The organism is Chloroflexota bacterium, from assembly GCA_009840625.1.
Lineage (GTDB): Bacteria > Chloroflexota > UBA11872 > UBA11872 > VXNJ01 > VXNJ01.
The window spans coordinates 450735-476051 of sequence record VXNJ01000001.1 but is presented as its reverse complement, the minus strand read 5'-3'; the positions used below and the strand labels follow the sequence as shown (position 1 = coordinate 476051).

The window sequence follows — 25317 nt, the reverse complement described above, 5'->3', positions numbered from 1 at the left end:
GCGAATTCGAACGAATGTCTTGGAGGCGACGATCGGAATCGAACCGATGATAAGGGTTTTGCAGACCCCTGCCTTACCACTTGGCTACGTCGCCTGAGCCGGGTACGGACCAATAAGAATAATGGTTTGGTTTGCGTTCGCAGCAGCTAACTCTGAAGCCCAAGGGGACACAACATATGAACATTGATTCGATCGACCGCTGGCGCGGCGCCGTCCTGGGACTTGCCTGCGGCGACGCTCTGGGTATGCCGTTTGAGTTCGCCGACCCCGTTCCCTCCGAACCGGTCACCGAAATGCTGCCCCACGAGCGATTGAGGTTCGGGCTAAGGAGAACCAGCGCCACGTCGGCGGACGAATCGATAAGCCTGCCCGCCGGTTCCTGGACGGACGACACATCGATGACTCTCTGCCTGGCCGAAAGCCTACTTGAGTGCGGCGGCGTAAACCTGCGCGATCAGATGTATCGATATTGGCGTTGGGGAAGGCAGGGCCACCTGACGCCAACCGGCGTCACCTTCGGCATGGGCCCGACGGTCAGGGTCGCCCTGGCGCGGTTCGATTCCGGCGAGGAGGTTTGGGGAGACGAGTCCGCGCTTACCAACGGGTCGCTGATGCGCGCCGCCGCCGCCCCGCTTTATTTCGGCTCCGGAGCACAGCTGCTGGACGCGGCTGCCGAATGCTCCGAACCCACCCACCGCGATCCGATTTGCCGCGCGGCATGCCAGGTTTACGCGGCGCTAGTATCCGCCGCCCTTGGCGGAGCGCGGCGTGAGGATCTGCTGGCCGCCGGGGCCGGAAGTTCGGGCCTGGAACGCCCGTTTCCGGGGCGCTTGGAATCGATATTGGACGGGGGGCTTGCCCGGCGCGATCGATCCCAAATCTCGGGCGCCAACGATGTCCAGTGCACGCTCGAAGCGGCGCTGTGGGCATTCGCCGGCACGGATGACTTCGAATCCGGTGCGGCCGCGGCCATATCCCTGGGAATGGACACCGACACAACCGCCTGCGTCTACGGCGCCCTGGCGGGCGCCCACTACGGAGTGGGCGGCATTCCGGAACGCTGGCTCGAAACTGTGCAGCAGCGGGACCTCTTGGAAGGGTTTGCCCGACGATTGCACGCGGCCGCGAACTAGTCCGGCTCAGAGCCGGAATCCGGGTCCTGCGACCCCCGCCCGCGAATGAAATGGACCTGAACTGGGGCTTCTCGCACGAAAAGCGCGCTAGCCAGGGTCGCCGCCAGCGAAGTCAACAACGCTGCCAGCAACGCGCTGCCGAATCCCCCTACGGTTACTCCGGGCACCACCTCGCTGGCCCACAGCAGCAGCACCGCTCCGAGAATGAAATGGAAGGCGCCGAAAGTGAGCACGATCAAAAGACACGCCAGCGGCCCGAACAACAAATAGATCAGGGGCCGCAAGACGATGTTGACGGCGGCCAGGATCGCCGCGAACGCGATCAGCGTCGCAAGGTACTCGATCTGCCCGAACGGCGGCAGGCTTACGATTCCGGGCGCTACGGCCGACAGCAGCGCCAGCGCCAGTGCCAGGGCTACGATTTGAACCGCGAAGCGATGCGCGATCCGGTCCCAGGCGGGACGCGGTCGCGGCGGTTCGCCGTCGGTGGGCGGAGGCCAGATTTGCATGTAGATTCGGTGCCGAGAGCCGGAATTGAACCGGCGACACATGGATTTTCAGTCCACTGCTCTACCGACTGAGCTATCTCGGCAAAAAGCGATCGATTGTACGGCGGGGCGGTAGTTCAAATTCGGAGATCAATTGACGGCTTCCACCAATAGATCGAGCACTGCGCGGGCGACCGGCTGCAAATATGGCCTGGCCCCGTTGAAATGCTCTTCGAGTTCGGCGAACGGCACCCAGCGACAGAGGTCGATATCTTCGGCAAAGTCGGGGACCAGCGGATCGGTCAGTTTGCCGCCGTATTCGAAAACCAGCCAGTGAACTTTCTTTAGCACCGGTTCTCCGCCGTAATAGGCCACGTAGCGCGTCTTGCAGAGCTTTGATCGCCGCTTAAGCAGTGCGGCTGCCAGCCCGGTTTCTTCACTTATCTCCCGCATCGCGCAGTCCTTGACCGCCTCCCCGCGGCGGCGTTTGCCCTTGGGCAAATCCCAGAGGCCGTGCTTGCGGATCAGCAATCCGTGGCCGTTGCAGAGCACGATCCCGCCGCACGCGATCTTCTGGCGCAGCGGCCGTTCACTCATGCATAAGGATCTGATTGAGAAGCTGGACCTGCTCGGGATTCGGGTTTTCGAATAGCACCCCGTCGGCGGTCGTGTTCCGCGACGGGCGCCGCCGACTGGGGGAACTCAAGTTCTCCAAGCCGCGATCGCGATCCAGGTAGGCGATGCCCGCCATCAGGCAATGAATGGCGTTCAAGCGGGCTCGGCGCTTGTCGGCAAGCTCAGGTAATTCACTCCGCGCCGGGCGCCCCGGCGACCGAATGGCAGAGGGCCGGAGATCGAGTAATCCCCAATCCGCCGGGCCTAATCGCCGGCCATGGCCGGCTTCCAAGAAATCGGGACCGGGGCCGAATGGCGGGCTCGCGGTGCAACCTAAGCCCCGTCGGCATCACCCATCTTCTCCACAGATCACCATGTGCGAGCCGTCGGCGTTGGAATGGACTGGGTAAAGCGCTCCGTCGAGATCGAAAAGGAGTTTGTGGCCCGGTGTAATCACCTGGGCGTACGCGTAGCCTTCCTCCGGGCACCCCAGGCTGGCGTCAGGCCATTGAACCCTCTCGTAACTGAGGAGTCTGAAGGCTCCCTCGCCGACCTCTGCGGCCAACAATCGCCGCGCGGCAGCTTCGACTTCGGCGTCCGCGCCTTCGCCGTCCGCGACGGCTGGCGTTTCATCTGGGCCCGCGGGAGCTCCGGATACGACCGCCGGCGTGTTCGCAGGGTTTTGCGGTGCCGGGTCTTCTCCGTATGCGTCGCAAGCCGCCGCGGCCGTCAACGCAAGCACAGCGCCGAGCGTTAAAAGCTTTCGCAACCTTGGGGAGATGAGCATTCGCGGTCAGATCCCCCCGGAAATTACGCCTGGGAAGCTGGCGTTAGGAAGCTCCGGGTGGCGATGCGCTGGAATCGCGCCTTTGCAAGACCGCCCTGCAACGAATGGCGGCGTGCCAATAGAGCAACGAGTCGTACCCGATGGCTGTGTCATACAGGCGATTTGCACTGGTGGGCGATGCAGGACTTGAACCTGCGACCCCTACGGTGTAAACGTAGTGCTCTGGCCAACTGAGCTAATCGCCCGCTGGGGCGGCCGGTACCCGACGGGAACCGGCCGTGGTGTCAATTACCGGCCGAGTTTCCGGATCCGGAAGCGTCGACAAATACCGGCAGGCCTGTGTCGGGGCTTACCGGAACGTAAACGACGCTTCCGCCGGATATGTCTTTGAGGCTGTTGATGTAAAGGAGCTGCAGGTACTCGTCGGTCAGCGTCTTGGCGATTTCGGCCTGCGCGTCGCGCTCACCGCCGGCTTCGATGACGCGGCGCTGGGCCTCGACTTCTTGCCGTTGGCGGCTGAACTCGGCCTGCTGGACCCGCTGTTCCTCGGCCAGCTTGTCGTCGATCGCCTGCTGAATCACGGGCGGCAGGCGCACATCGCGCAGCAGCACGTTTTCGATGTTGACGCCGCGCGGCTCCAGCGCGCCCCGCAGTTGCTCTTCGATCTGGATCGCCACCTGCTCACGACCGGTCGTATAGAGGTCCTGGGCGGTGTACTGGGCCACCACGTCACGGATCGCGTTCCGGATCGCGGGGCGGACGATGATCGCCTGGTAATCGGGCCCAATCGTGCGGAAAACTACCGGCGCGGTCTGGAATTCGAGGCGGAACAGCACCGTAATGTCGAGCCCTACCGTAAGACCCTCGCTGGTCAGCGTCTGAACCGCGTCGTCAGCGCCGAGTCCGGCTTCCTCGGTGCGCGAGCTCATCGTGAATTCCTGGGTCCGGACGTTCAACTGCTCCAGCGCCGACCACGGGAGCTTCAGCAGCAGACCGGGCGGTTTTGATACCGGGTCGACCACGCCGAAAGTGTGAATTACTCCCGCCTGCCCGACACCAACGATTCGAATCGAGAAGAAAGCAAACAGGGCGACGATGGCGACGATGACGACAACGAAGCCCAATGCCAGGGAGCTGGAACGGGACTGCATATGGAACCCTTTGCGAGTTCGAGCGAACGGGAATTAATGGAACTGGAACAGCGGCGGATTTTTGTCGGCCGCACCGGCGTGATGCCTTCAGGCAAGGCATAGTCCGGCTTGATCGATCAAATATACGAAATTGTTCCTGCGAATAGCCAGTCCGGACTCGGCGCGGAACCTGCAAACACGCAATGACCCCCGGCGTATTGCGAGGCCGCCATGCGGCAGCCCCAATCAGCAAATAGACCGAGTATCGGACCGTTTGCCGCGCCGATCTGCGCCCGCGGGTAGTCTTTTCCAGTAATTCGGCCCCGCACGTCGGGGCGGCACATCCATTCGGCAGTTGGGGCGAAATCGCAAATGGCCAAAGAGCGAGTAGGACTTGTAGGCGCCGGGATCATGGGGATCGGCTTATTGGGGCAGGTGCTCCGCGCCGGGCATCCGGTCACCGTGTACGACGCCAATCCCGAGGCCCTGGAACGCGCCGCAGCCATGGGGGCCGATACCGCTGGCTCACCGGCCGAAGCGGCGTCCGAAGCCGAGTTCGTACAGGCCGTTTTGCCCGGTCCGCCTGAAACCGAAGCTGCGGTTTTTGGTGACGGCGGCGTGGCCGCAGGGATCGGAAACGGGGCGATATTTCTCAACCACGCCACCGTCGACCCGACGTTCATCATCTCGGTTGCCGACCGGCTCCTGGAACAGGGTGTGGAGACGATCGACGCCCCGATGCTGCGCGGACCCGAACAGGCCCGCACCGGCACCCTGGGAATGCCGGTCGGGGCCAATCCCGGTGTCTACGAGCGCGCTCAGCATCTGATCGGGGCGATCTCGGAAGTTCAACTTCAAACCGGCGCGGTCGGGACCGGATCGGCACTCAAACTGGTCAACAACATGCTCAACTGCACGATCCTCTGCGCAACTTCGGAGTCGCTCACCCTGGGCGCCAAGAGCGGATTGAAACTCGAGACCATGCTGGAGGCGTTCTACATGACGCCGGCTCGCGGAATGCACCACATTTGGTGGCCGAAAACATTTACCGAGCGCAATTTCGAACCGGGATTCACAACTACGCTCAGCGCCAAAGATTCGCGCCTGGCGCTCAAACACGCTTCCGACCTGGATGTTCCGATTTCGGTGAATGCAGCGGCGCAGGCAATGATGCGTCAGGCCCAAGTCCAGTACGCGCGCGAGCACTACGCCGCCGTCCTCAAGATTTATGAGGCCGCCGCCGACATCGAGCCGCTGCGCTCGGTCGGCGACAAGCTCTACCCCAACGTTGCGGAGCTGGACATATGAGTAACAGCCTGGGGATCGGGTTCATTGGCGCCGGCGGCATAACCCGGCTGCGACACGCCCCCGGACTGGCGGCAATCGCCGGGGTCGACCTGGTTGCGGTGGCCAACCGCACCAGGGCCTCGGGCGAGAGATTCGCCGCCGACTTCGGAGTCCGGACCGTGTATGCGGACTGGCGGGAACTGCTCACTGACGATCGCGTCGACGCGGTATTCATAGGGACCTGGCCTTACCTGCATTCCGAGATTTCCGAGCGAGCGCTTGGGGCAGGCAAGCATGTTTTCTGCCAGGCACGATTGGCGATGGACGCAGCTGATGCGCGCCGCATGTTGGCGGCCAAGGAAGGCACCGAACTCACCACGATGGTCTGCCCTCCGCCGCACGGCATGCAATTTGCACCCCGGATAAAGCAGATCGTCGATTCAGGAACCCTTGGCCAGATCAGGCACCTGGTGGTCCGGGACTTTAATCCGTCCTACCTGGATCCGCGGACGCCGTTGCACTGGCGTCAGCGCGAGAGCCTTTCCGGCGCCAACACCCTGACCCTGGGCATCCTCTACGAGGTGCTGCTCACCTGGTTCGGTCTGCGGGCCGACTGGGTACTGGCCGGCGACGCAACGTTCGTTGACGAACGACCCGCCGGGGATTCGTCGTCGGCCGTAGAGCGTCCCGACGCGGTATTTGTTACTGCCGGTCTGGAGAACGGCGGATTGGCCAGCCTGACTTTCTCCAGCAATGCCGGTGGCGCCGGCGAGACCGCCGTTTCGGCATACGGGACCGGGGCGAGCCTGCACTGGACGGCCGGCCCGTCCAGCAGCGAGGGTGGGAACCTGACCCTGCGGCGCGCGCCCGGATGGACTGACGAGCAATTCAAGCCCGACCCGGCGGCCGCTTGGCGGGTCGAAGCCGATTTCATCGCCGCGGTGCGCTCCGGAACCGACGGGAATCCCAACTGGGAGCTGGGACTGGAGTACATGCAGTTCGTGGAGGCGGTCGAGCGGTCGGCCCGCACCGGACGAAGGGTCCGGCCGGCTTCGCTCTAGCTCTGGTCGGTTCCGCGCACTCCGATCAGCCGGCGGTTGCGCGGTCCGGCCGCCAGCAGGATCAGCCCGTCGGCGTCGAGGTCGGAGGGCTTCAGCGGCTCATTGCCGCGCTTTAGGCCGTTGATCCTGATCGCCCCCTGGGCGATCAGCCGGCGGGCCTGGGAGCGCGACGGCGCGAGTCCGCAATCGACCAGCAGCTGGCGCAGGTCGAGCCCGGCTTCAAGATCGTCCGAATCAACCAGCAGGTGAGGCGTGGAGGCGGCCCCGGCCGCGGCGCCGCGGCCGAACATTGCCGCCTGTTCGGCACGCGCGGCAGCCGCCGCCTCGGCGCCATGAACGAGCGCGGTGACCGAATCGGCCAGCAATCGTTGCGCCCGGCGCGCGGCCGGCTCAGCGCGCAGCTGGCTTTCGGCGTCGGCGATTTGGACGTGATCGCAGAAAGTGAACACCTTGAGCGCCGCTAGGACGTCCTCGTCGGCGAAGTTGTACCAGTACTGGTAGAAATCAAGCACCGGGGTGCGCTCGGCGTCCAGCCAAATCGTCCCGGCGGCGGTCTTGCCCATCTTCTGGCCACTCCGGGTCTGCAACAACGGGAAGACCAGGCCGAAGGCGCGGTCCTCGGGACCGAGCGAGCGACGGATCAAATCGGTTCCGGCCACTATGTTCCCAAGCTGGTCGGACCCGCCGATTTGCAACCGGCAGTCGTACGCGCGGTACAGGTGTAGGAAATCGTAGGCCTGTATCGCCTGGTAGCTGAACTCGGTGAACGAAATCCCGGCATCGCTGCCGAGGCGCCGGTTGACCGACTCCCGGGAGAGCATGACCGAAACCGGGAAGTGCTTGCCCACGTCGCGCAGGAACCCGATCAGGTCGAGGGGGGCGAGCCAATCGAGGTTGTCGACCATCAAGGCCGGCGCGACCTCGTCTTCAAAGTCCAGGATCGCCTCGAACTGGCGCCGCTGGGCGGCGGCGTTTTCGGACAGGGTCGTTTGGTCGAGCAGGTTGCGTTCGTCGCTCTTGCCCGAAGGGTCGCCAATCATGCCGGTGCCTCCGCCGAGAACCACGATCGGGCGGTGGCGATAGCGCTGGAAACGGGCCAGTGTCAGCAGCGGCACGAGGTTACCGACCTGCAGCGAAGGGGCGGTCGGATCGAACCCGCAGTAAAGGGTCATCTGCTCGCGGTCGAGGATCGATTCGAGGTCCTCGTGGGTCTTGGAATGGACCAGGCCGCGCGATTCAAGTTCGGCGAAGATGCCGGGACGCGGCCGTATCGGGGTCAATTCGTGGCTACCTTGAACTTTCCGGCTCCGGGGCAAGTTTCGGCAATAAGGCTGGTCTTCGACCCTCGAATCCGGCAAAACCAGGGCGCCGCGGCAAGCGGGCATCGGATGCGGGGTTGTGAATCCAAATTTCGCCTCAGCTAGTTCAACATTGAATCGTGATCAGCACCAGACCAGGCCCCGGCAATGATCGATTACACCAGCCACGAATCGCTGCTCGGATTCGAGATCGCACAGCTCAAGGAGGAAGGTTGCGATCCGGTCGAACTCTCGGATCGCCACAACCGGCTGCAGAAACACGGCGCTGCCGATTCCGAATTCGAACAACTGTGGTCGCTTGCCGAGGCGCTTGCCGGCACTGGTCCGTTGGAAGACGCCGAACCCAGCGGCCTGGACCAGATCCAAGCCGCCCGACCGAATCCCCGGGCGCAGCTGGGCGACTTGCCCGCGGACTTGGGCGATGCGGTCGCCGGAGCGTGGCTGGGCCGCTGCGCCGGATGCCAGCTTGGGAAACCGGTCGAGGGTTGGCCGCACTGGGCGATCCGGCGCTACCTGGAGCCCGAATACGCGTTTCCGCCCGACGACTACATCCCGTTGATCCCGGACCACGACGTCGGGATTCCACTTCACCAGTCTGCGTATGAAGCTGCCCGCGGGAACTTTTCTTCGATGGCCCGCGACGATGACATCGACTACATGATTTTTGCGCTGGCGAATCTTGAGCGAAACGGCTTCGACTTTGCCGCCGCCGACGTCGCCGAAGCCTGGCTCGAGGGCATTCCGGCAAACATGACCTACACCGCCGAGCGGGTCGCCTACAAGAACCTCATGCTGGGTATCGCCCCGCCCGAATCGGCCACCGTACGGAATCCATTCCGCGAATGGATCGGCGCCCAGATCCGGACCGATGTCTACGGCTACGCCTGCGCCGGCGACCCGGCCGCCGCGGCCGAACTGGCCTACCGGGACGCCATCGTTTCGCACATCAAGAACGGGATCTACGGGGCGCTTTTTGCGGCTGCCGCCAACGCCGCCGCATTCGCCACCGACGATCCGCTACAGGCGCTGCTGGCCGGAATGGACCAGATTCCGGCGCGATCCCGTTTGCAGCGCGAACTGGAGAGCGTGATCGACTCCCGCGAACGCGGTCTCGATTGGGAGCAGGCCCTGGCCCAGGTCATGTCGACCTGCGGGCACTACCACGGCGTACACACCATCAACAACGCCTGTTTCGTGGCGATCGGCCTGCTTTGGGGCGAATGCGATCTGGAGAAGTCCATCTCGATCGCGGTTGCCTGCGGCCTCGACACCGACTGCAACGGCGCCACCGCCGGGTCAATCGTGGGCGCGATTCTCGGCGCCCGCTCGCTCCCGACGGCCTGGATCGATCCGCTCGGAGATCGAGTCGGCAGCATGGTGGCCGGATTCGATGGCTCTCGAATTAGCGATCTGGCCGAGCGGACCCACACCCTGGCAAAGAGTCGGTAGATGCCGCCTTCGAGTCGATTGACGCACGCCGGGATCGTGGTTGCCGACATGGACCGGATGATCGGATTTTTCAACGATGCGCTCGGATTCGAAATCCAGCACCGGTTCCGGCGCGGGGACGAATTCACCGAAAAAGTCGTCGGCCTAAAGGATGCAGACGTGGAAGTCGCGATTCTGGGCACCGACGCATCACCGCGCCAGCTGGAACTGCTCTGCTATCACTCGCATCCGGACCGGCCCGGGCCCAGGCAGGCGAACGCCCTGCACGCCAACCACATAGCGGTTGAGACCAACGACGCAGCCGGAATGCACGAACGGTTGTTGGCTGCGGGCGGGAGACCCATCTCCGGTCTGGTAGAGGCTCCGGGCGGAGCGAAGACGGTCTGCTACGCCTACGACCCGGAGGGCGGCATCATCGAGATCATCCAGGTGCACGACAGGGCCAACGAGTACCCGCCGGGGTAACCGCACTCGCCCGATGTCGCCCGGCCGGGCATCCTGCCGGCAAGGCCTAGTAGTAGAGGCGCTGGCTCCGCTTTTGCTGGTCGTACTCGGCCCGCATCGCCACCACGTCCTCGTAGGAGGAGATCTCGGGCACTGAAACGTCCCACCAGACGCCGGTGTCCGCGGCCCAGCGCGAGGGTTCGACTTCACATTCGATCAGGACCGGTTGGCGTGTAACCGAATCGGCCTGGCGCAGGGCGGCGCGCAACTCCTCCAGGCTGGTCGCCGTCAGCCCGACCGCACCGAGCGATTCGGCATTCTTGACGAAGTCGATTCCCGCATAGGCGCCGGTGAGACGGTCGGTCGCCTCTTCGCGGGTGCGGAATTCGTTCCCGAACGCGCGGCCGGTTTTTGCCTCTTGCAGTTTGCGGATGATCTGGAAGCCGTGATTGTTGGCCACCACGATAACGATCTTTAGGCCCTCTTTGGCGGCGGTGACGATTTCGGTGTTATTCATCAGGTAGGTGCCGTCGCCGATGAAGGTATAGACGCTGGCCTCGGGCCGGGCCAGCTTGGCTCCCAGCGCGGCCGGCAATTCCCAACCCATGCAGGAGAAGCCGAATTCGACCAGCGGCTGACCGCTGTCCGCCGAGATCCATTGCTGCTGTACGTCGCCCGGTGGAGATCCGGCCGCCACCGTGACGAAATCCCCCGAATCCAGGTGTTCATTGAGCGCCTGGATCACTTGGGCCTGGTTCATGCCTTCGCCCGGCGCCGGCGGCCTGACTTCGGTGTCGAGCTGAACCCGCCATTCCTGGTTGAGGCGCCGCGCGCGCTCGGTCCAATCCGGGTCGGCCCGGTAATCGGATGCGGCCAGGAGCAGCTGTTCTAGCGCGATGCGGGCGTCGGCCTCCACCGCCAGCCCGCCCTGCTTGTAGGCGTCATGCCCGGCGACGTTGATGTTCAGGAACGCCACTTCGGGGTTCTGGAAGAGCGAATTGGAGCCCGTCGCAAAGTCTGAATAGCGGGTGCCGATGCCGATCACCAGATCGGCTGCGGCCGCGATCTGGGCGGCCTGCGGGGTCCCACAGACCCCCATCCCGCCGAGCGCCAGATCGCCGGCCAACCGTCCCGCGGAAAGCCCGGCGTGCGTCTCCCCGATCGGGATTCCGCAGGTGCGGGCAACCTCGCCGAGCACCGCTTCGGCGTCGGAATAAATCGCGCCGCCGCCCGCCAGGATTACCGGATTGCGGGCCGACCGCAGCAGCTCAGCGGCGGCGTTGATGGCATCGGGATTCGGATATGGCCGGGCGATCGTCCAGGTGCGTTCGTTGAAGAAATGGACCGGCCAGTCATAGGCCATCATTTGCACGTCCTGGGGCAGCGCGATCGTTACCGCGCCGGTTTCGCGCACGTCGGTCAGCACGCGCATGGCTTCCGGCAGGGCGGTCAGCAGTTGTTCGGGCCTTGAAACGCGGTCGAAGAAACGGCTCACCGGCCGCAGAGTGTCGGCCGCCGAGGTGTCGAAGCTGACCGGGTGCTCAAGCTGCTGGAGAACCGGTCCCTGGTGACGGGTGGCGTAGTTGTCGGACGCAAAAAGTAGCACCGGCAAGCGGTTGATCGTGGCGGTGGCGGCACCGGAAACCATGTTGGTGGTCCCCGGCCCGATCGATGCGGTGCAAGCCATTACGGCGCGCCGTCGCATGGCCTTCGAATATCCGGATGCGGTGTGCACCATCGCCTGCTCATTGTGCGGCTGGTGGTAGCGCAGCAGGCCGCGCTCTTCCTCAAGGGCCTGGCCCAGCCCAGCCACGTTGCCGTGACCGAATATGCCGAACATGCCGTTGATCAGGCGTTGGCGTTCGCCGTCGAATTGACTGTACTGGGCGGCCAGAAAGCGTACGATCGCCTGGCCGGCGGTAAGCCGCATTGTTGCGGACATGGCTGCGGCCCCATCCTGTTGGTGGTATGTCTCCGAATGTGCGCCGATTCTATGGGGGTTCGCTGCCAGCCTCCGGCGGTAGAAAATACGAGAGACAGCGGCGCCCGCCATTCAGCGCGCTAACGACAGAAGGTCTCGGCCCCACCTCTATGGATCTGTGCGGCATTGCGCCCGTCGTTCCCACTCCGTTCGACCCGACCGGTGGAAGCGTCGACCATCCCGGCTTGGACAACTTGTCGGACCTGCTGGCCGAGTCGGATGTTGGCGCGCTGGTTGCGCTGGGCGTGGCATCCGAATCGCGCGCCCTTTCCGAAAGCGAACGTTCCGCGGTGGTCGAAACCGTTGTTTCTTCGGCAAACGTTAGGAAACCGGTAATCGCCGGAGTGGACGGGTACACGCAAGCAGCGGTTGAGCAGGCCCGGTCCTATAGGAGCCTGGGAGCCGCCGCGGTCATGCTGCGCACCCCGCCCGGCTGCGCCGGCGCGGCGCTGGTAAACCATGTACGCGCGGTGGCCACCGCCGCCGACCTGCCGATCATGTTGCAGAACGCGCCCCGGGAAACGGGAGTCGACGTACTGCCGGACGACCTGGAACAGCTCTGCCGGCAGGTACCGTCGGTCTTTTCAATCAAGGAGGAGTCGGCTGCGGTCGGGGCGCGCACCTCGCAGTTGGCGGCGGCCGGTTTGCGGGTTTTCACCGGCAACGGGGGGATCAACTATCCCGAATTCGTGGCCCGCGGCGCGGTCGGCTGCGTCCCCGGTCTCGACCTGGCCCCGGCCTGGCTGCGGATCGACGGGCTGCTGCGCGAAGGATCCCGCGAGGCGGGGTTGGCCGAATACGAGAAAATCCTGCCCCTGCTGACCTTCGGAATGCAGTCACTGGATCTCTACATGCACTGCCAGAAGCGCTATTTCGAGCGCCTCGGGATGATCGGTTCGGCGCACGTGCGGGGGCCGGCGCAAGTATTCGATGATGTTTCGCGGGAGACCGCCGACCGGCTGTTTGCGGGCCTGGCGCGGCGGGGCGTGCCGGGATTCGAGCGCGCGGTCTTCGACTCCAAAACGGCCGGCGGACAGCAGAGACCTTGAGCAATTCCCGGGTAGTTGCCGTGGCGCCGGCCGCGGACGATTCCGAACGTCGCGTCGCGATCGTACCGGGCGACGTCGGGATGCTGCTGGATTCCGGATACGAAGTGAGCGTGCTCTCCGGCGCCGGAGAGCGGGCTGGCCATGCGGACGCTGAGTACCGTTCCGCCGGGGCCGCCATCGCCGCCGACCGCGGCCAGCTGCTGGCCGGGGCCGCAGTGGCCGCGATCGCACCCTACCCGGACGAAGGCGATCTGGCGGCCCTGCCCGCCGGAGCTACGGTGGTCGGTTTGCTGGATCCGATCGCCCGGGCCGGGCACGTTGCCGCAATCGCCGAGCGCGGGCTGCGAGCGTTCGCGTTCGAGATGGTTCCCCGGATTTCGCGCGCTCAGTCCCTGGACGCCCTGTCGGCGATGGCGACCTTGGCCGGCTACAAGGCGGTTCTGGTCGCAGCCAATCGGCTGCCGCAGATCTTTCCGCTGCTCATGACCGCGGCAGGTACCCTGGCCCCGGCCAAGGTGACGGTCTTGGGGGTCGGGGTGGCCGGTTTGCAGGCCATCGCCACCGCCAGGCGGCTGGGCGCCCGCGTGTCGGCTTACGACGTCCGCGAAGAAGTCCGCGAACAGGTCGAGAGCTTGGGTGCGCAGTTCATTGAACTGGATCTGGATGTTGCCGGCATTCAGACCGCTGGCGGCTACGCCCGCGATCAGTCGGCCGAATTCCTGCGCCGGCAGCGCGAGCAACTCGGCGCCGTCCTTGCCGACGCCGACGTGGTTATCACTGCGGCCCTCGTGGCCGGGGCCAGGGCGCCGGTCCTGGTGACAGATGAAATGCTGGCCAAAATGCAACCGGGATCGGTACTGATCGACCTAGCCGCGGCCAAGGGCGGAAACTGCGCGGCTTCGGCACCCGGCCAGACTGTCGATCGCGCCGGGGTAGCGGTGGTGGGCCTGAGTGATGCCGAATCGCAGCTGGCCGCGCACGCATCACAGATGTATTCCCGCAATCTGGCGCGTTTCCTGGCGCTACTGGCCGAATGCGGCGACGATCCGTCCAAGGACGAAATCCTGGCCGAATCGCTGGTGGCGGCCGAGGGCAGCGTGCGCAGCCGGATGGTGTTGGAGCAACTCTGCCCGCAACCGTCACCGGGAGAAGGTGATCCGGATGCCTGAAGGACTTGTGTTGCCCACGATCCTGGCGCTTTCGGTGCTGCTGGGACTTGAACTGATCACCAAGGTGCCGCCCACCCTGCACACGCCGCTCATGTCCGGGGCGAACGCGATTTCTGGAATAACCATCGTGGGGGCGCTGGTGGCGGCCGGAGCTGCCGAGGGGCTCTGGCCGACGTTGCTGGGCACCCTGGCGGTGACCCTGGCGACCGTCAACGTGGTCGGCGGATTCCTGGTAACCGGACGCATGCTGAGCAAATTCAGGCGTCGCAAATGAGCTCGGACGGCCTTATCGGAGCCGCCTATCTGATCGCGGCCGTCCTGCTGGTGGTCGGCCTGAAGGGCATGGCCTCGCCGCGCAGCGCGGTGCGCGGCAACCTGCTGGCCGCGAGCGGCATGCTGGTGGCGGTCCTGGCCACGTTGACGGCGTCCGAAATCGTGGAATTCCTGTGGATCGGAATCGGCCTCGCTGCGGGCGCCGGACTGGGTGCCGCGCTGGCCTTCCTGGTCCGTTTCACCGCAATGCCGCAACTGGTCGCGACCTTCAACGGATTCGGCGGGGCGGCCTCGGCGCTGGTGGCGGTTGCCGCCGCCCTGGTCGGCGCCGGGGCGGCGGCGGATTCGGTGCAGGTCACCGTATCGGTTGCCGCCGGGACCCTAATCGGAGTCTTGACGTTTACCGGTTCGCTGGTGGCGCTCATAAAACTGCAGGGGTTCGCACGCTGGCAACCGCGCATCAACTGGTTCCACCGCGGCAGCGCGTCGCTTCAGATACTGCTGGGCCTGGCGCTGGCGGGTATGTATGTCTACCAACCGGACTGGATCTGGTGGCTGCTCGGGGTGGCGCTCGTCGCCGCGGTCCTCGGATTGGCGCTGACGTTACCCATCGGCGGGGCTGACATGCCGGTGGTGATATCGATGCTCAACTCGCTCTCCGGCGTTGCTGCGGCGGCAACCGGATTCGCCCTCGGGATCGAGATTCTGGTCATCGCCGGGTCGCTGGTGGGGGTAGCCGGCCTGATCCTGACCCTGATCATGAGCAGGGCGATGAACCGCTCGCTGGCCGACGTCGTGCTACGCAACTTCGGGTCCGCCGGGACCACCTCGGCCGACGTCTACGACGGCCGCGTGACCGCCACCAGCCCGGATGAAGTGGCGATGGTCCTGGAGGTTGCCGACAGCGTGCAGATCGTTCCCGGTTACGGAATGGCCGTCGCCCAGGCCCAGCACGCGGTTCGCGAGCTTTCGGACCACCTGAAAGCCGCCGGGGTCAAGGTCGGGTTCGCCATCCACCCGGTGGCCGGCCGCATGCCCGGGCACATGAACGTCCTGCTGGCGGAGGCCGACGTACCCTATGAAGAACTGCTCGAACTAGATCAAGCCAATCCGCGCATGCCGCAGACCGACGTCGCGATCGTTATCGGCGCCAATGACGTGGTGAACCCGGCCGCAGCGTCCGATCCGGGGAGCCCGATCTTCGGCATGCCGATCCTGGAAGCCGGACGGGCCCGCACGGTCGTGGTGATCAAGCGTTCGCTCTCGCCCGGGTTCGCCGGAATCTCCAACGAACTCTTCGCTTCCGAAAACACGGTGATGCTGTTCGGCGACGGTCGCGAGATGACCGAGCAACTGCTCCGCGCGCTGAAGGCGGGCTAGCGACGGTGGTGACCACCCGGCAACTGCGGCGCATATTTTTCGGGTTGGGGATCGCCGCACTGGTCGTCTACCTGGGCGGATTCGTGGTGGACGCCGGCCGCGAGCTCGGCTCGGTGATCCTGATATTCCTCTTCGCCACGATGCTCAACCTGCTACTGCTGCCGCCGGTGCGCTGGTTGCGCCGCCTGCGGCTGCGCGGGCACCCAATCCCCTACACCCTGGCGGTTTTCCTGGTCGCGATCGGGGCATTCCTGCTAATCGCCGGGCTGGTGACCCTGTCGGTCCCCTACATGGTTCGCGACCTGCGCGAAATCATCGACCGGCTGGGCGAATATTCCGAGGAGGTGAGCCAGCTTTACTCCTGGGCGCTTGACATATTGGCATCGCTGGGCATGCCGGTCACCAGCGTCGAACAGGTAATCGACGATTACGCCAGCAACCTGCAGGGCCTGGTAGGCCAGGCCGCCACTGAAGTCCTGCAGGGCCTGACCTCGGTCGCCGCGGGAGCAATCAATTTCGTTCTGGTCCTGATCGTGACCGTTTACATGATGTTGAACTGGGACCCGGTCCTGGCGAAGCTGCGCCGGCGATTGCCGACCTCCTGGTCGCGCTACCTGGCGACCGGGGTCAGCACTGTAGAGAGTGCGTTCGGAGCCTACATGCTCGGGGTAATAACCGAGGTCGTGCTCTTTGCGATCGCGGTCGCCGTCGTATTGCGGATCGCCGACGTGGATCCATGGCTGTTTCCGGCGGTGATATCCGGGCTGCTGCTGGCGGTGCCGATCGTCGGGGCCCTGATCGGCCTCCTGCTGCCGGTGCTGATCGCGCTGTTGGATTCGTGGACGGTTGCGGTGTTCTGGGTGGGCATTCCGCTACTGATCATCCAGGCGGTGTTGGAAAACCTGGTCCGGCCCAACGTCGTCGGGCAGGTCGCCGGCGTCAACCCGCTGGCGCTGATCGCCTCTGTCCTGGTCGGGGCCGCCCTGCTCGGTTTCTGGGGGATCCTATTCGGCGTTCCGGCTGGAGTCCTGATTTCACTGATTCTGCGGGCGATATTCCTGCGCTGGGCAGACGACGCCAGGGCGCGCGAGGACGGTGATGCCACCAATTCCGAAGACGCGGATCCCGCCCCCGCCGAAAACGATTGACCGCCGCTACTGAACCGCGGCGCGGGGCTTAGCGGACCGGCGCCCCCGCTCCCGGCGAGGTTTGCCGGGCAAGCGCCGACCGCAGCCGGTCGGCCACTTCCGGCTCGCTATCGACGATGTTGGTCAATTCGTGGGGATCGATCTTGCCGTCGAAGAGGAGTTCGCGCCCTTCGGTGTGGTCGACAACCAGCTTGTAGCGCCCGTCGCACACCACGTCGAACCGAGTCACCCTGATCACCCGGTAGGAGCTGCTTGCACCCCTTGAGCCGCGTTGGTTCAAGCCCGAATAGGAGTAATCGTGCACTCCGCGGGCGCGGCCCTCCAGGACCGGCCGCAGGGAAAGGCCGTCGCTGTCCCCCAGCGGTTCGGCCCCGGCCAGGTCGAGGAACGTCGGGCCCAGGTCGTTGACCTGCGCCAGCGCGTCGGACACTCGCCCGCCATCGATTCCCGGGCCGGCGATCACCAGCGGCACGCGCAGGGCGCCGTCGTAGAAGTTGGACTTTTCCCAGCAGTTGTGATCGCCCAGCATCTCGCCGTGGTCGGATGAGTAGACGACGATGGTGTTTTCCAGTTCGCCGCGACTTTCGATCGCATCCAGGATCCGTCCGGTGTGCCGGTCGATGTTCTCGATCATGGCGGTGTAGTTCTGGCGGATCCGGTGGTGGTCGCCGGGTTCGAACTCGGTGCTGTCTACCGGGCCCGGGAATTGGCGCCCCTGGACCGAATCCCACATGCTCTGGGTAACGTCGTTTGGTTCGTGCGGACCCGTGTAGTTGATCTGCATGAACCAGGGCTTGCCAACCTCCACCTGTTCCAGGACGCTGAGGCAGTTGTCGGCGATCCAGTTGTCCGAATAAAGATCCTCGGGCAGCGGTGTCGGCTGGGTGTCAAGAAAGTAATGGCGGCTCTTTAAGTCCTTCACGTGAGCGTCGGCCCAGCCCTCGCGATGCAGCATCGCCATGTACGGTCCGGCCGGCTCCTCGTCGCCGGTCACCACCCCCGCGTGTTTGCCCTCGTTGTCTATGCCGCGGGTGAACCCCCACTGGTCAAGCCAGCTGGAGCCGTCGGTCTTCCATTCCGCGGTGCCCTTGTGGAGGTCGACTTTGCCGACCGCGCAGACCTCGTATCCGGCGGCGCGCAGGTTCTGGTAGAAGAACGGCCCGTCCAGGGGCGTGTCGTCGTAGTTGTCGTTGACCCCGCAGCGCCAGAAATTGCGCCCGCTGGCCAGACAAGCCCGCGCCGGCGCACACAGCGGCGAACTGGTTATCGTGTGCTCGAACCGCACCCCCCGCTCGGCCAATCGGGCCAGGTTCGGCGTCCGGATGTCCAGCTGCTCGTTCCAGGGCCCCCAGTCCCAGCGCTGCTGGTCGGGAAATATGAACAGTAGGTTGGGTGGGCGCTCGGCCATGGGGTCGCGACTCCTCGCTATGCGGTGGCGGGCTGGACTTTAGACGGAGATGCCGTTGCGGGCGGTCTCGGCGTGGATCAATTCGAGCATGGCGGAGGTCCGGTCGGGATCTGCGGCCGCAAGGTCGTTCGATTCCGCCGGGTCCGATTCCAGATCGAACAACTGCGGGCTAAGCCCCAGGCCGTGCTGGTGGATCAACTTGAAGCGCCCGTCGAAGGCCAGGTCCCAAACGTAGTGTTTCGGCTCGCGCGACGCTGCCACGCTCGTGTATCCGCCGTGGTAGCGGAGGCCCGAGAAGAGGATTTCGCGATGTGCCCGCGCAGGGTCCTCCAGGACCGGGCGGATCGATTGAGAGTCCATTTCGGGCACCGGATCGGCGTCGGCGTAATCAATGAACGTGGCCGCCAGATCGAACATTTGGATCAGGGCCGAGCTCGACCGCCCCTGCGCCACCCCCGGGCCGGCCGCTATCAAGGGCACCGCGACCGACGATTGCCAGGGACGCGACTTCTGCCATTCGTCGTGATCGCCGAGCATGTCGCCGTGGTCGGACGTGTAGACGATCACGGTGTTGTCCAGTTCGCCGCGGCGTTCGACGGCGGCGATGATCTCGCCGATGCGGGCGTCGATGTTCTCCAGCATGGCACCGTAGTTCTGGCGGGCCCGGTTGTGGAATTCGGCGTCGTGCTGGGTACTGGCCAAGGGGCCGGGGTACCCTACACCCTGACAGGAATGCCACATCGAGGCGGTAATGTCCTGCGGTTCGTGCGGACCGGTGAAATTGACCTGCATGAACCATGGCTGTCCTTGCGGAAGGTCGCGCAGGATGTCGATCGTGTTGCGCCCGATCCAGTTGTCGCCGTAGGCAAAGTCCGGCAGCGTGGTCGGAAAGGTGCTGCCGTAGTCCCTGCCGTCGCTGTAATCGCGGCCGCGGCGCTCGAAGTCCTGGCAGTGCGCCTCGGCCAGGTCGTTCTCAACCAGGAACCTGTAATACGGACCTTGCGCGGCGCCGGTGTCGCGGAAGTTGCGAAAACCGTCCCACTTGCCCTCGTTGTCGATCCCCTGCGTGAATCCCCAATCGGCCAGTCCGTTCTGCCCGTCAAGGCCCCAGCCACCTGACACCTTGTGGAGGTCGAATTTGCCGGTGCCGCAAACCTGGTATCCGGCGCTGCGCAGCTGCTGGTAAAAGGTCGGCAGGTCGATCGGATAGTCGTTGCCGTTGTCGACCACTCCGCACGATCCGTAGGATCGCGCCGACGCGAGACTGGCCCGCATGGGTGCGCAGAGCGGGCTGTTTACGATCGCCTGATCGAACTGCACCCCGCGCTCGGCCAGGCTTGCCAGGTTCGGCATTCGCAACGGCGACTGCGGGTCCCAGGGCCCGAAGTCCCAGCGGTGCTGGTCGGGAATAAGCAGCAGAAGATTGGGGCGCGTATTCGGCACGAGCGGTCAGCTCCGGTTGGTTGTGGGCACGGGTCGGCGGGGATGCCTGGCGGCAGCCAAGGCCGCCCCAATTTGAACACGGCGGACGCCCGAAAACTCGAATCCCTCATTGGCTACCGCCGTGCCCGGCTAGAATTTCAACGTTCATCAAAGTCGCCGATCTGACGGCGACGAGGTGCTTTTTATGCAATCGACGTCGGCGTTGCCGAAGCGCAATGCCTGGCGGACCCTGGTGGCACTTGTCAGGGATGAAGAGGCCCGCAGCGGGTATCTGTTCGTCCTGCCATCGTTCGCCTTTTTTCTCATATTCACGCTGGTGCCGGTCCTGGCGTCGTTCTATCTGGCTTTTTTCCGCTGGAATCCGCTCGACCCCTTCGAAGCGGCCAAGTTCATCGGGATTGAAAACTTCGCCGAGCTGATCACCAAACCGGACTTCATACGCACCATGTGGAACACGTTTGTGTTCGTGGTGGCCTCGGTCGCAATCATGATTTGCGGAGCGCTGGGAACTGCGCTGGCGCTGAACCAGGGGATCAGGGCGGAGTCGCTGCTGCGCGGACTCTACTACTCCCCGGTGGTGACCTCGCTGGTCGCCACCGCGGTCATCTGGCTCTGGATTTTCGATCCGCAGTTCGGCATAATCAACGCCCTGCTAGAGGTGGTCGGGCTGCCGGACGATTTGCGCTGGGCCTCGGACCCGGTCCTGGCGATGCCGACTGTGATCATCACCTTCGTTTGGCGGGAGGTCGGCTACTTCACTGTCATCTACTTGGCGGGGTTGCAGGGGATACCTTCGGAGTTGAAGGAAGCCGCCCGGATTGACGGGGCCAACGCGGTAACCACGTTCCGCTACGTGGTGATCCCGCTGCTGATGCCGACCACTCTCTTCGTGCTGGTCCTGGGGATCCTGCGCGCCACCCAGAATTCGTTCGCGGTCATTTACATAATGACTGGAGGCGGGCCGGTGAACGCCACCAACGTGATGGTGTTCTACATGTACCAGAATGCCTTCGAATTCTTCCGGATGGGATTTGCCAGCGCGGTTTCGCTGTTCATCTTCATCCTGATCTTTTCGCTGTCGCTGCTGCAGTTCCGGTTGATCGGCGCGCGCACGGAGTACCTCTAAATGGCCCAGACCCAGGTAATCGAAGCGGTCGCCGACCCGGCGCTAACGATCCGCTCCCGGCGGACCCAGAATTGGCGCCGAGTCGGAAGGATCATCCTCTACGCCGCCCTGGTAATGGGCGTGCTGTTCGTGACCATCCCCTATCTGTGGATGCTTTCGGCTTCGCTGAAAGAAGAGCGCGAGATCTATGAGCCCGGCCTGAACTTCCTGCCCAATTCGCTCTACCTGCAGAACTACATCGACATCGTCGAGGACTACCAGATCATCCGCTGGCTGTTCAACAGCTTCCTGATCGGATTCATCGTCATTCTCTCGAACATGACGTTCACCGTGCTGGCCGGCTACGCGTTCGCCCGGCTGCGCTGGCCGGGCCGCGACATCATCTTCTACACGTACCTGGGCGCGATGATGATTCCGATCCAGGTCCGGCTCATACCGAGCTTCATCATCATCAAGGAACTCGGTTGGGTCAACACCTACCAGGGAATCGCCTCGCTGCAGCTGGTCGAATTCTTCGGCGTGTTCCTAATCAGGCAATTCATGCTCAACATGCCGCGCGAACTCGAGGACGCCGCCCGAATCGACGGCTGCGGCTGGTTCCGGGTGCTCTGGCAGATCATCATTCCAAATTCCAAGCCGGCGCTGGCCGCGCTGGCGATATTTACCTTCACCGCTTCCTGGAATAACTTCCTGTGGCCGCTGGTTGTTATCAACCAGGAGCACTACATGACCATCCAGGTCGGACTCGCCAGCATGAAGGGCGAGATCATTCCCTGGGGCCTGCTGATGGCCGGGACGATGATCTCGGCGGTGCCGCTGTTCATCGTCTACATCATCCTGCAGAAGCTGTTCACGCAGGGCATCGTGATGAGCGGGATCAAGGGGTAGTCGCCGCCGACTAGTTTCGGTTCCGCGCCGGCGACGCGTCAGCGACGGCCGGCAGGGAAAGTCCGGGCGTCAGGTCAGGTCGAAGCGGTCCAGATCCATCACCTTGGCCCAGGCCTTGACAAAATCGCGCGCAAACGCTTCCCCGGCGTCGCTGGATCCGTAGACCTCGGCCAGCGCGCGCAGTTCCGAATTAGATCCGAACACCAGATCGACGCGGGTCGCCGTCCAGATGGGCGCCCCACCGCCGGCGCGGCCCTCAAACACGTCCCCGGCTCTGCGCCACTCGGTCCCGGGATCAAGCAGGTTCACGTAGAAGTCGTTGCTGAGGGTTCCGGGGCGCGTAGTAAAAACTCCATGCCGCGTGCCGCCGGTGTTGGCGCCCAAAACGCGCAGACCGCCGATTAGCACGGTCATCTCGGGCGCGGTCAATTCGAGCATCGCCGCCCGCTCGATGAGCAGCTCTTCGGGCGGCCTGCTCTCGCTGGCCGCGACGTAATTGCGGAAGCCGTCGGCGCGCGGCTCCAGCACTGCGAAGGATTCAGCGTCGGTCCAGTCCTCCCCGGCGTCGGTCCGGCCCGGGTGGAAGGGCACCGCAAGGACGTGCCCTGCGTCGCGGGCCGCCCGCTCGACCGCCGCGCACCCGCCCAGGACGATCAGGTCGGCCAGCGAGATCCTGGCGCCGTCGGTCCGAGACGAGTTGAATTCGTCCCGGATTCGAGCCAGCGCGGCCAGCGTTGCGGAAAGGTCCACCGGGTCGTTTGCGGCCCAATCTTTCTGTGGGGCCAGCCGGATCCGGGCCCCGTTGGCGCCCCCGCGCCGGTCGGTGCCGCGATAAGAGGCCGCCGCCGACCAGGCGGCGCGGACCAGCTGTGAAACCGAGAGCCCGGAAGCGAGTATGAGCGCTTTCAGTTCGGAAACGTCCCGGTCACCGACCAAATCATGGTCGACTTCGGGCACCGGGTCCTGCCACAGCAGCTTCTCGGCCGGAACCAGCGGTCCCAGGTACCGGCTGCGCGGCCCCATGTCGCGGTGCAGAAGCTTGAACCAGGCCCGTGCGAACGCGTCCTCGAGTTCGGCCGGATTGTTCAGGAAACGAGTCGAAATGGCGGCGTACGCGGGATCGGCCCGGAGCGCCAGATCAGTCGTGAGCATCATCGGCGCGTGCTTGACCGCCGGATCGTGGGCGTCGGCGACGGTGGTCGCGGCCGCGGCGTCGCGCGGCCGGAATTGAGATTTGCCGGCCGGACTCTTGGTCAATTCCCACTCGTGGCCGTATAGGTTTTCCAGAAATTCGTTGTCCCAGCGGGTGGGATTGCTGGTCCAGGCGCCTTCCAGTCCGCTGGTCACCGAATCACCGGCGTTGCCGTTGCCGTAGCTGCTGGCCCAGCCAAGCCCCTGCTGCTCCAGCCCGGCCCCTTCCGGGTCCGGTCCGACGTGCGATTCGGGGCCGGCGCCGTGGGCCTTGCCGAAGGTGTGCCCGCCGACGATGAGGGCGACAGTCTCCTCGTCGTTCATCGCCATCCGCTCGAATGTCTGGCGGATGTACCGAGCCGCCTCCGCCGGGTCCGGACGTCCGCCCGGCCCTTCCGGATTCACGTAAATCAAGCCCATGTGATCGGCCGCCAGCGGTCCCTGCAGGCGCCCGTCTGCGTCGTGGCGTTCGTCGCCCAGCCACTCGCTCTCCGCACCCCAGTCGGTCTCGTCAGGCTCCCACACGTCCGGGCGCCCGAACGCAAATCCGAACGTCCTAAATCCCATCGACTCCAGCGCGCAGTTGCCGGCGAATATCAACAGGTCGGCCCAGGAAAGACTCTGGCCGTACTTTTTCTTGATCGGCCAGAGCAGCCGCCGGGCCTTGTCGAGATTGGCGTTGTCGGGCCAACTGTTCAGCGGCGCGAACCGCTGCTGGCCCGAGCCGCCGCCACCCCGACCGTCGCTCACCCGGTAGGTTCCGGCGGCGTGCCAGGTCATGCGGATGAGCAGCGGCCCGTAGTGGCCATAGTCGGCCGGCCACCAGTCCTGCGAGGTCGTCATCACCGATTCGATGTCGCGTCGCAGGGCCTCGACGTCCAGCGACTGGACTGCCGCCCGGTAGTCGAACCCGTCCGGCAGCGGATCGGACTGCGGCGAGTTTCGGCGCAGGGCGGCAAGACTTAACCGCCCCGGCCACCAGTCTTGGTTGTTGGTCACTTTGGTGCCCCTGTCGAATCGTCGTGCCGCCGGTATTCTGCCGCCGCGACGGCGGCCACAAACCGGCGGCCCATTGGCGCCCTCACGGGCGCGGTGTTTCCATTAAGGCCGCCCCGGAACCCAGGAGCCGGACGGGCTGGATGCTCGGCCGGCGTTGATCAGCCGGCGGTTTTGCTGCGAGCGCAGCGCGCGGGCATAGACCTCGTCGGGATCGTAGTCGCGGCGCGCCCGGGCGCGCAGATCGGCAAGCGCGTCGGCGTAGCGGGGATTCTGGACCTGGTTAACAAGCTCGTCCGGGTCGGCGGCCATGTCGAACAGCTCCTCAGGCTCGCCGTGGTAGTAGTTGTATTTCAGGTCGCCCACGCGCACCATCCGGCAGGGTCCCTTGGCGGCCACCGCCGTGTAGTCGGCGATGACTTCGCCCGGGCCTTCGGGCCCGCCGCCGGCCAGCCCCAGCAGGCTCTCTCCAGACCAGTAGTCGGGGGCTTCGACGTCGGCGCAGTCGAGCAGCGTTTGCGTCACGTCAATCAACGACACCGGTTGGCTAACGCGGCGTCCGGCGTCGACCTTGCCCGGCCAACGCACGTGCAGCGGGACTCCGACTGAATCCTCGTAGAAAGTCTGCTTGGTCCACATCCCGTGTTCGCCCACCGCATCCCCGTGATCGGAGGTGTAGACGATTACGGTGTCTTCGCCCTGGCCGGACTCGTCGACTGCGGCCAGGATCTGACCCAGGCAATCGTCGCAATAGGTGATAAGTCCGTAATAGGCAGCCCTGGCCCTTGCCACCAGCTCGGGATCGACGTCCACGTAGGAGAACCATTCCGCCAGGCGCCGCTTGTGCGGGTGGATGTCGTCTATGTGAGCCGGTACGCGCGGCTGATCGGCGTGTTCGGGATAGTACATGTCCCAGTACTTCTGGCGCGCGATGAATGGGAAGTGGGGAGTGATCAGTCCCACCAGCAGCGCCCAGGGACGGTCCGCACCCTCCTGGGCGCGGATGTAAGTGCTGGCTTGGGCGGCGGCGACTTCGTCGTAGGCCGAATAGGGGTGCTCGCCCGGCCCGGCCTGGGTGAACATGCTGTAGTCGGCGGCCGCGTTCTCAGGGTGCCAGCCCACCCAGTCGGCGGTCAGTTTTGGGTTGGCGTCGCCGTGGACGTCGGACAGGATGCGGCGCTTGAAGCCGTGCATCTGGTCGGCGCCCTGGAAGTGCATCTTTCCGCAAAGGACGGTCTCGTATCCGGCCCCATTGAGCAGATGCGCCCAGGTGGCCTCGTCGCTGCTCAGGGTGGCGGCATTGTCCCAGGCCCCCACCTGCGGGGTGTGTTGGCCGGTCATGAACGATGCCCGCGAAGGGTTGCAGATCGGCGAATTGCAGTACGCGTTGACAAACGTGGTCCCCTCGTCGGCAAGGCGCTGCATGTGGGGTGACTTGACGAATGGATGGCCGTAGGGCTCGGTGAAACTGCGCGAGTGTTCGTCGCTCATCACCACCAGGATGTTGGGTCGCTTTGGCATTGGCGTGCCTTCGGAGTTGAACTGGGAGTTG

At 64.8% G+C, this 25317-nt stretch carries 23 protein-coding genes and 3 tRNA genes; 12 read left to right on the top strand and 14 right to left on the bottom strand.

The annotated features are described in order from the left end of the window. Window positions 1–20: 20 nt before the first annotated feature. Window positions 21–94 (bottom strand) — tRNA-Cys (locus tag F4X41_02125). An 82-nt stretch (window positions 95–176) separates the two neighbouring features. Here F4X41_02125 and F4X41_02120 point away from each other — a divergent pair. Beyond that, window positions 177–1133, top strand: a complete 957-nt coding sequence (locus F4X41_02120) for an ADP-ribosylglycohydrolase family protein (GenBank protein ID MYB15819.1) — start codon at window positions 177–179, stop codon at window positions 1131–1133. On the opposite strand, the gene F4X41_02115 is transcribed toward F4X41_02120, so the two are convergent. The 7 genes from F4X41_02115 to F4X41_02085 form a co-directional block, all read right to left on the bottom strand. Beyond that, a complete protein-coding gene (locus F4X41_02115; GenBank protein MYB15818.1) occupies window positions 1130–1684 on the bottom strand; it encodes a phage holin family protein in 555 nt (184 codons plus the stop codon). The two genes, F4X41_02120 and F4X41_02115, sit on opposite strands and share 4 nt — an antisense overlap. Beyond that, window positions 1653–1725: transfer RNA gene (locus F4X41_02110), tRNA-Phe, on the bottom strand. Before F4X41_02110 ends, F4X41_02115 begins: the two co-directional genes overlap by 32 nt. A gap of 46 nt (window positions 1726–1771) precedes the next feature. Beyond that, the gene (locus tag F4X41_02105) at window positions 1772–2218 is read right to left on the bottom strand and encodes an NUDIX domain-containing protein (protein ID MYB15817.1); all 447 of its coding nucleotides are present in this window, start codon (window positions 2216–2218) and stop codon (window positions 1772–1774) included. Next, the gene (locus F4X41_02100) at window positions 2211–2393 is read right to left on the bottom strand and encodes a hypothetical protein (protein MYB15816.1); all 183 of its coding nucleotides are present in this window, start codon (window positions 2391–2393) and stop codon (window positions 2211–2213) included. The genes F4X41_02105 and F4X41_02100 overlap by 8 nt, the downstream gene beginning before the upstream one ends. A gap of 192 nt (window positions 2394–2585) precedes the next feature. Continuing rightward, entirely contained in the window at window positions 2586–3005 is a 420-nt protein-coding gene (locus tag F4X41_02095) for a hypothetical protein (GenBank protein ID MYB15815.1), read from the bottom strand. Window positions 3006–3191: 186 nt separating this feature from the next. Beyond that, a tRNA-Val gene (locus F4X41_02090) sits at window positions 3192–3268 on the bottom strand. Window positions 3269–3307: 39 nt separating this feature from the next. Next, complete coding sequence (locus tag F4X41_02085) at window positions 3308–4174, bottom strand: prohibitin family protein (GenBank protein ID MYB15814.1); 867 nt, start codon at window positions 4172–4174, stop codon at window positions 3308–3310. A gap of 351 nt (window positions 4175–4525) precedes the next feature. Between F4X41_02085 and F4X41_02080 the strand changes: the two genes are divergently transcribed. Next, the gene (locus tag F4X41_02080; GenBank protein MYB15813.1) at window positions 4526–5461 is read left to right on the top strand and encodes an NAD(P)-dependent oxidoreductase; all 936 of its coding nucleotides are present in this window, start codon (window positions 4526–4528) and stop codon (window positions 5459–5461) included. Next, a complete protein-coding gene (locus tag F4X41_02075) occupies window positions 5458–6501 on the top strand; it encodes a Gfo/Idh/MocA family oxidoreductase (protein ID MYB15812.1) in 1044 nt (347 codons plus the stop codon). The genes F4X41_02080 and F4X41_02075 overlap by 4 nt, the downstream gene beginning before the upstream one ends. On the opposite strand, the gene F4X41_02070 is transcribed toward F4X41_02075, so the two are convergent. Continuing rightward, on the bottom strand, window positions 6498–7886 hold the full coding sequence (locus F4X41_02070; GenBank protein ID MYB15811.1) for a tyrosine--tRNA ligase: 1389 nt from the start codon (window positions 7884–7886) through the stop codon (window positions 6498–6500). The genes F4X41_02075 and F4X41_02070 overlap by 4 nt on opposite strands. An 81-nt stretch (window positions 7887–7967) precedes the next feature. Here F4X41_02070 and F4X41_02065 point away from each other — a divergent pair, with 81 nt between their 5' ends. Together F4X41_02065 and F4X41_02060 are read left to right on the top strand one after the other, a co-directional pair. Beyond that, on the top strand, window positions 7968–9269 hold the full coding sequence (locus tag F4X41_02065; protein ID MYB15810.1) for an ADP-ribosylglycohydrolase family protein: 1302 nt from the start codon (window positions 7968–7970) through the stop codon (window positions 9267–9269). Further along, window positions 9270–9734: a hypothetical protein gene (locus tag F4X41_02060; protein MYB15809.1), complete on the top strand. Its 465-nt coding sequence runs from the start codon at window positions 9270–9272 to the stop codon at window positions 9732–9734. Window positions 9735–9780: 46 nt separating this feature from the next. Here the strand turns inward: F4X41_02060 and iolD are convergent, their stop codons facing one another. Next, window positions 9781–11655, bottom strand: a complete 1875-nt coding sequence (gene iolD / locus F4X41_02055; GenBank protein MYB15808.1) for a 3D-(3,5/4)-trihydroxycyclohexane-1,2-dione acylhydrolase (decyclizing) — start codon at window positions 11653–11655, stop codon at window positions 9781–9783. Window positions 11656–11681: 26 nt separating this feature from the next. On the opposite strand from iolD, the gene F4X41_02050 reads away from it, so the two are divergent. From F4X41_02050 to F4X41_02030, 5 genes are read left to right on the top strand one after another with little or no spacing between them, the layout of a single operon-like run. Continuing rightward, complete coding sequence (locus tag F4X41_02050) at window positions 11682–12743, top strand: dihydrodipicolinate synthase family protein (GenBank protein MYB15807.1); 1062 nt, start codon at window positions 11682–11684, stop codon at window positions 12741–12743. 20 nt (window positions 12744–12763) lie between these two features. Continuing rightward, complete coding sequence (locus tag F4X41_02045) at window positions 12764–13912, top strand: NAD(P) transhydrogenase subunit alpha (protein ID MYB15806.1); 1149 nt, start codon at window positions 12764–12766, stop codon at window positions 13910–13912. Beyond that, on the top strand, window positions 13905–14186 hold the full coding sequence (locus F4X41_02040) for an NAD(P) transhydrogenase subunit alpha (GenBank protein MYB15805.1): 282 nt from the start codon (window positions 13905–13907) through the stop codon (window positions 14184–14186). Before F4X41_02045 ends, F4X41_02040 begins: the two co-directional genes overlap by 8 nt. Further along, window positions 14183–15565, top strand: coding sequence for an NAD(P)(+) transhydrogenase (Re/Si-specific) subunit beta (locus F4X41_02035; GenBank protein ID MYB15804.1), 1383 nt, complete (start codon window positions 14183–14185; stop codon window positions 15563–15565). Before F4X41_02040 ends, F4X41_02035 begins: the two co-directional genes overlap by 4 nt. Window positions 15566–15570: 5 nt before the next feature. Next, window positions 15571–16713, top strand: a complete 1143-nt coding sequence (locus tag F4X41_02030; GenBank protein MYB15803.1) for an AI-2E family transporter — start codon at window positions 15571–15573, stop codon at window positions 16711–16713. 28 nt (window positions 16714–16741) lie between these two features. On the opposite strand, the gene F4X41_02025 is transcribed toward F4X41_02030, so the two are convergent. Together F4X41_02025 and F4X41_02020 are read right to left on the bottom strand one after the other, a co-directional pair. Further along, the gene (locus F4X41_02025) at window positions 16742–18121 is read right to left on the bottom strand and encodes a sulfatase-like hydrolase/transferase (GenBank protein MYB15802.1); all 1380 of its coding nucleotides are present in this window, start codon (window positions 18119–18121) and stop codon (window positions 16742–16744) included. A gap of 39 nt (window positions 18122–18160) precedes the next feature. Next, entirely contained in the window at window positions 18161–19564 is a 1404-nt protein-coding gene (locus F4X41_02020) for a sulfatase-like hydrolase/transferase (GenBank protein MYB15801.1), read from the bottom strand. A 184-nt stretch (window positions 19565–19748) separates the two neighbouring features. On the opposite strand from F4X41_02020, the gene F4X41_02015 reads away from it, so the two are divergent. Together F4X41_02015 and F4X41_02010 are read left to right on the top strand one after the other, a co-directional pair. Further along, window positions 19749–20690: a sugar ABC transporter permease gene (locus F4X41_02015; GenBank protein ID MYB15800.1), complete on the top strand. Its 942-nt coding sequence runs from the start codon at window positions 19749–19751 to the stop codon at window positions 20688–20690. Further along, window positions 20691–21578 carry a carbohydrate ABC transporter permease gene (locus F4X41_02010; protein MYB15799.1) on the top strand — a complete coding sequence of 296 codons (888 nt, stop codon included), beginning with the start codon at window positions 20691–20693 and terminating at the stop codon, window positions 21576–21578. Between the two features lie 69 nt (window positions 21579–21647). Here F4X41_02010 and katG read toward each other — a convergent pair whose 3' ends face one another. Both katG and F4X41_02000 read right to left on the bottom strand, forming a co-directional pair. Further along, a complete protein-coding gene (katG, locus tag F4X41_02005) occupies window positions 21648–23804 on the bottom strand; it encodes a catalase/peroxidase HPI (GenBank protein ID MYB15798.1) in 2157 nt (718 codons plus the stop codon). A gap of 66 nt (window positions 23805–23870) precedes the next feature. Beyond that, on the bottom strand, window positions 23871–25286 hold the full coding sequence (locus F4X41_02000; GenBank protein ID MYB15797.1) for a sulfatase-like hydrolase/transferase: 1416 nt from the start codon (window positions 25284–25286) through the stop codon (window positions 23871–23873). Between the last annotated feature and the right edge of the window lie 31 nt (window positions 25287–25317).

Coding starts and splice junctions, on each gene's coding strand:
- F4X41_02010 (MYB15799.1), top strand. CDS start 20,691: ATGGCCCAGACCCAGGTAATCGAAGCGGTCGCCGACCCGGCGCTAACG.
- F4X41_02040 (MYB15805.1), top strand. CDS start 13,905: ATGCCTGAAGGACTTGTGTTGCCCACGATCCTGGCGCTTTCGGTGCTG.
- F4X41_02075 (MYB15812.1), top strand. CDS start 5,458: ATGAGTAACAGCCTGGGGATCGGGTTCATTGGCGCCGGCGGCATAACC.
- F4X41_02015 (MYB15800.1), top strand. CDS start 19,749: ATGCAATCGACGTCGGCGTTGCCGAAGCGCAATGCCTGGCGGACCCTG.
- F4X41_02050 (MYB15807.1), top strand. CDS start 11,682: ATGTCTCCGAATGTGCGCCGATTCTATGGGGGTTCGCTGCCAGCCTCC.
- F4X41_02035 (MYB15804.1), top strand. CDS start 14,183: ATGAGCTCGGACGGCCTTATCGGAGCCGCCTATCTGATCGCGGCCGTC.
- F4X41_02080 (MYB15813.1), top strand. CDS start 4,526: ATGGCCAAAGAGCGAGTAGGACTTGTAGGCGCCGGGATCATGGGGATC.
- F4X41_02105 (MYB15817.1), bottom strand. CDS start 2,218: ATGAGTGAACGGCCGCTGCGCCAGAAGATCGCGTGCGGCGGGATCGTG.
- F4X41_02065 (MYB15810.1), top strand. CDS start 7,968: ATGATCGATTACACCAGCCACGAATCGCTGCTCGGATTCGAGATCGCA.
- F4X41_02060 (MYB15809.1), top strand. CDS start 9,270: ATGCCGCCTTCGAGTCGATTGACGCACGCCGGGATCGTGGTTGCCGAC.
- F4X41_02115 (MYB15818.1), bottom strand. CDS start 1,684: ATGTGTCGCCGGTTCAATTCCGGCTCTCGGCACCGAATCTACATGCAA.
- F4X41_02120 (MYB15819.1), top strand. CDS start 177: ATGAACATTGATTCGATCGACCGCTGGCGCGGCGCCGTCCTGGGACTT.
- F4X41_02070 (MYB15811.1), bottom strand. CDS start 7,886: ATGCCCGCTTGCCGCGGCGCCCTGGTTTTGCCGGATTCGAGGGTCGAA.
- F4X41_02025 (MYB15802.1), bottom strand. CDS start 18,121: ATGGCCGAGCGCCCACCCAACCTACTGTTCATATTTCCCGACCAGCAG.
- F4X41_02085 (MYB15814.1), bottom strand. CDS start 4,174: ATGCAGTCCCGTTCCAGCTCCCTGGCATTGGGCTTCGTTGTCGTCATC.
- iolD (MYB15808.1), bottom strand. CDS start 11,655: ATGTCCGCAACAATGCGGCTTACCGCCGGCCAGGCGATCGTACGCTTT.
- F4X41_02000 (MYB15797.1), bottom strand. CDS start 25,286: ATGCCAAAGCGACCCAACATCCTGGTGGTGATGAGCGACGAACACTCG.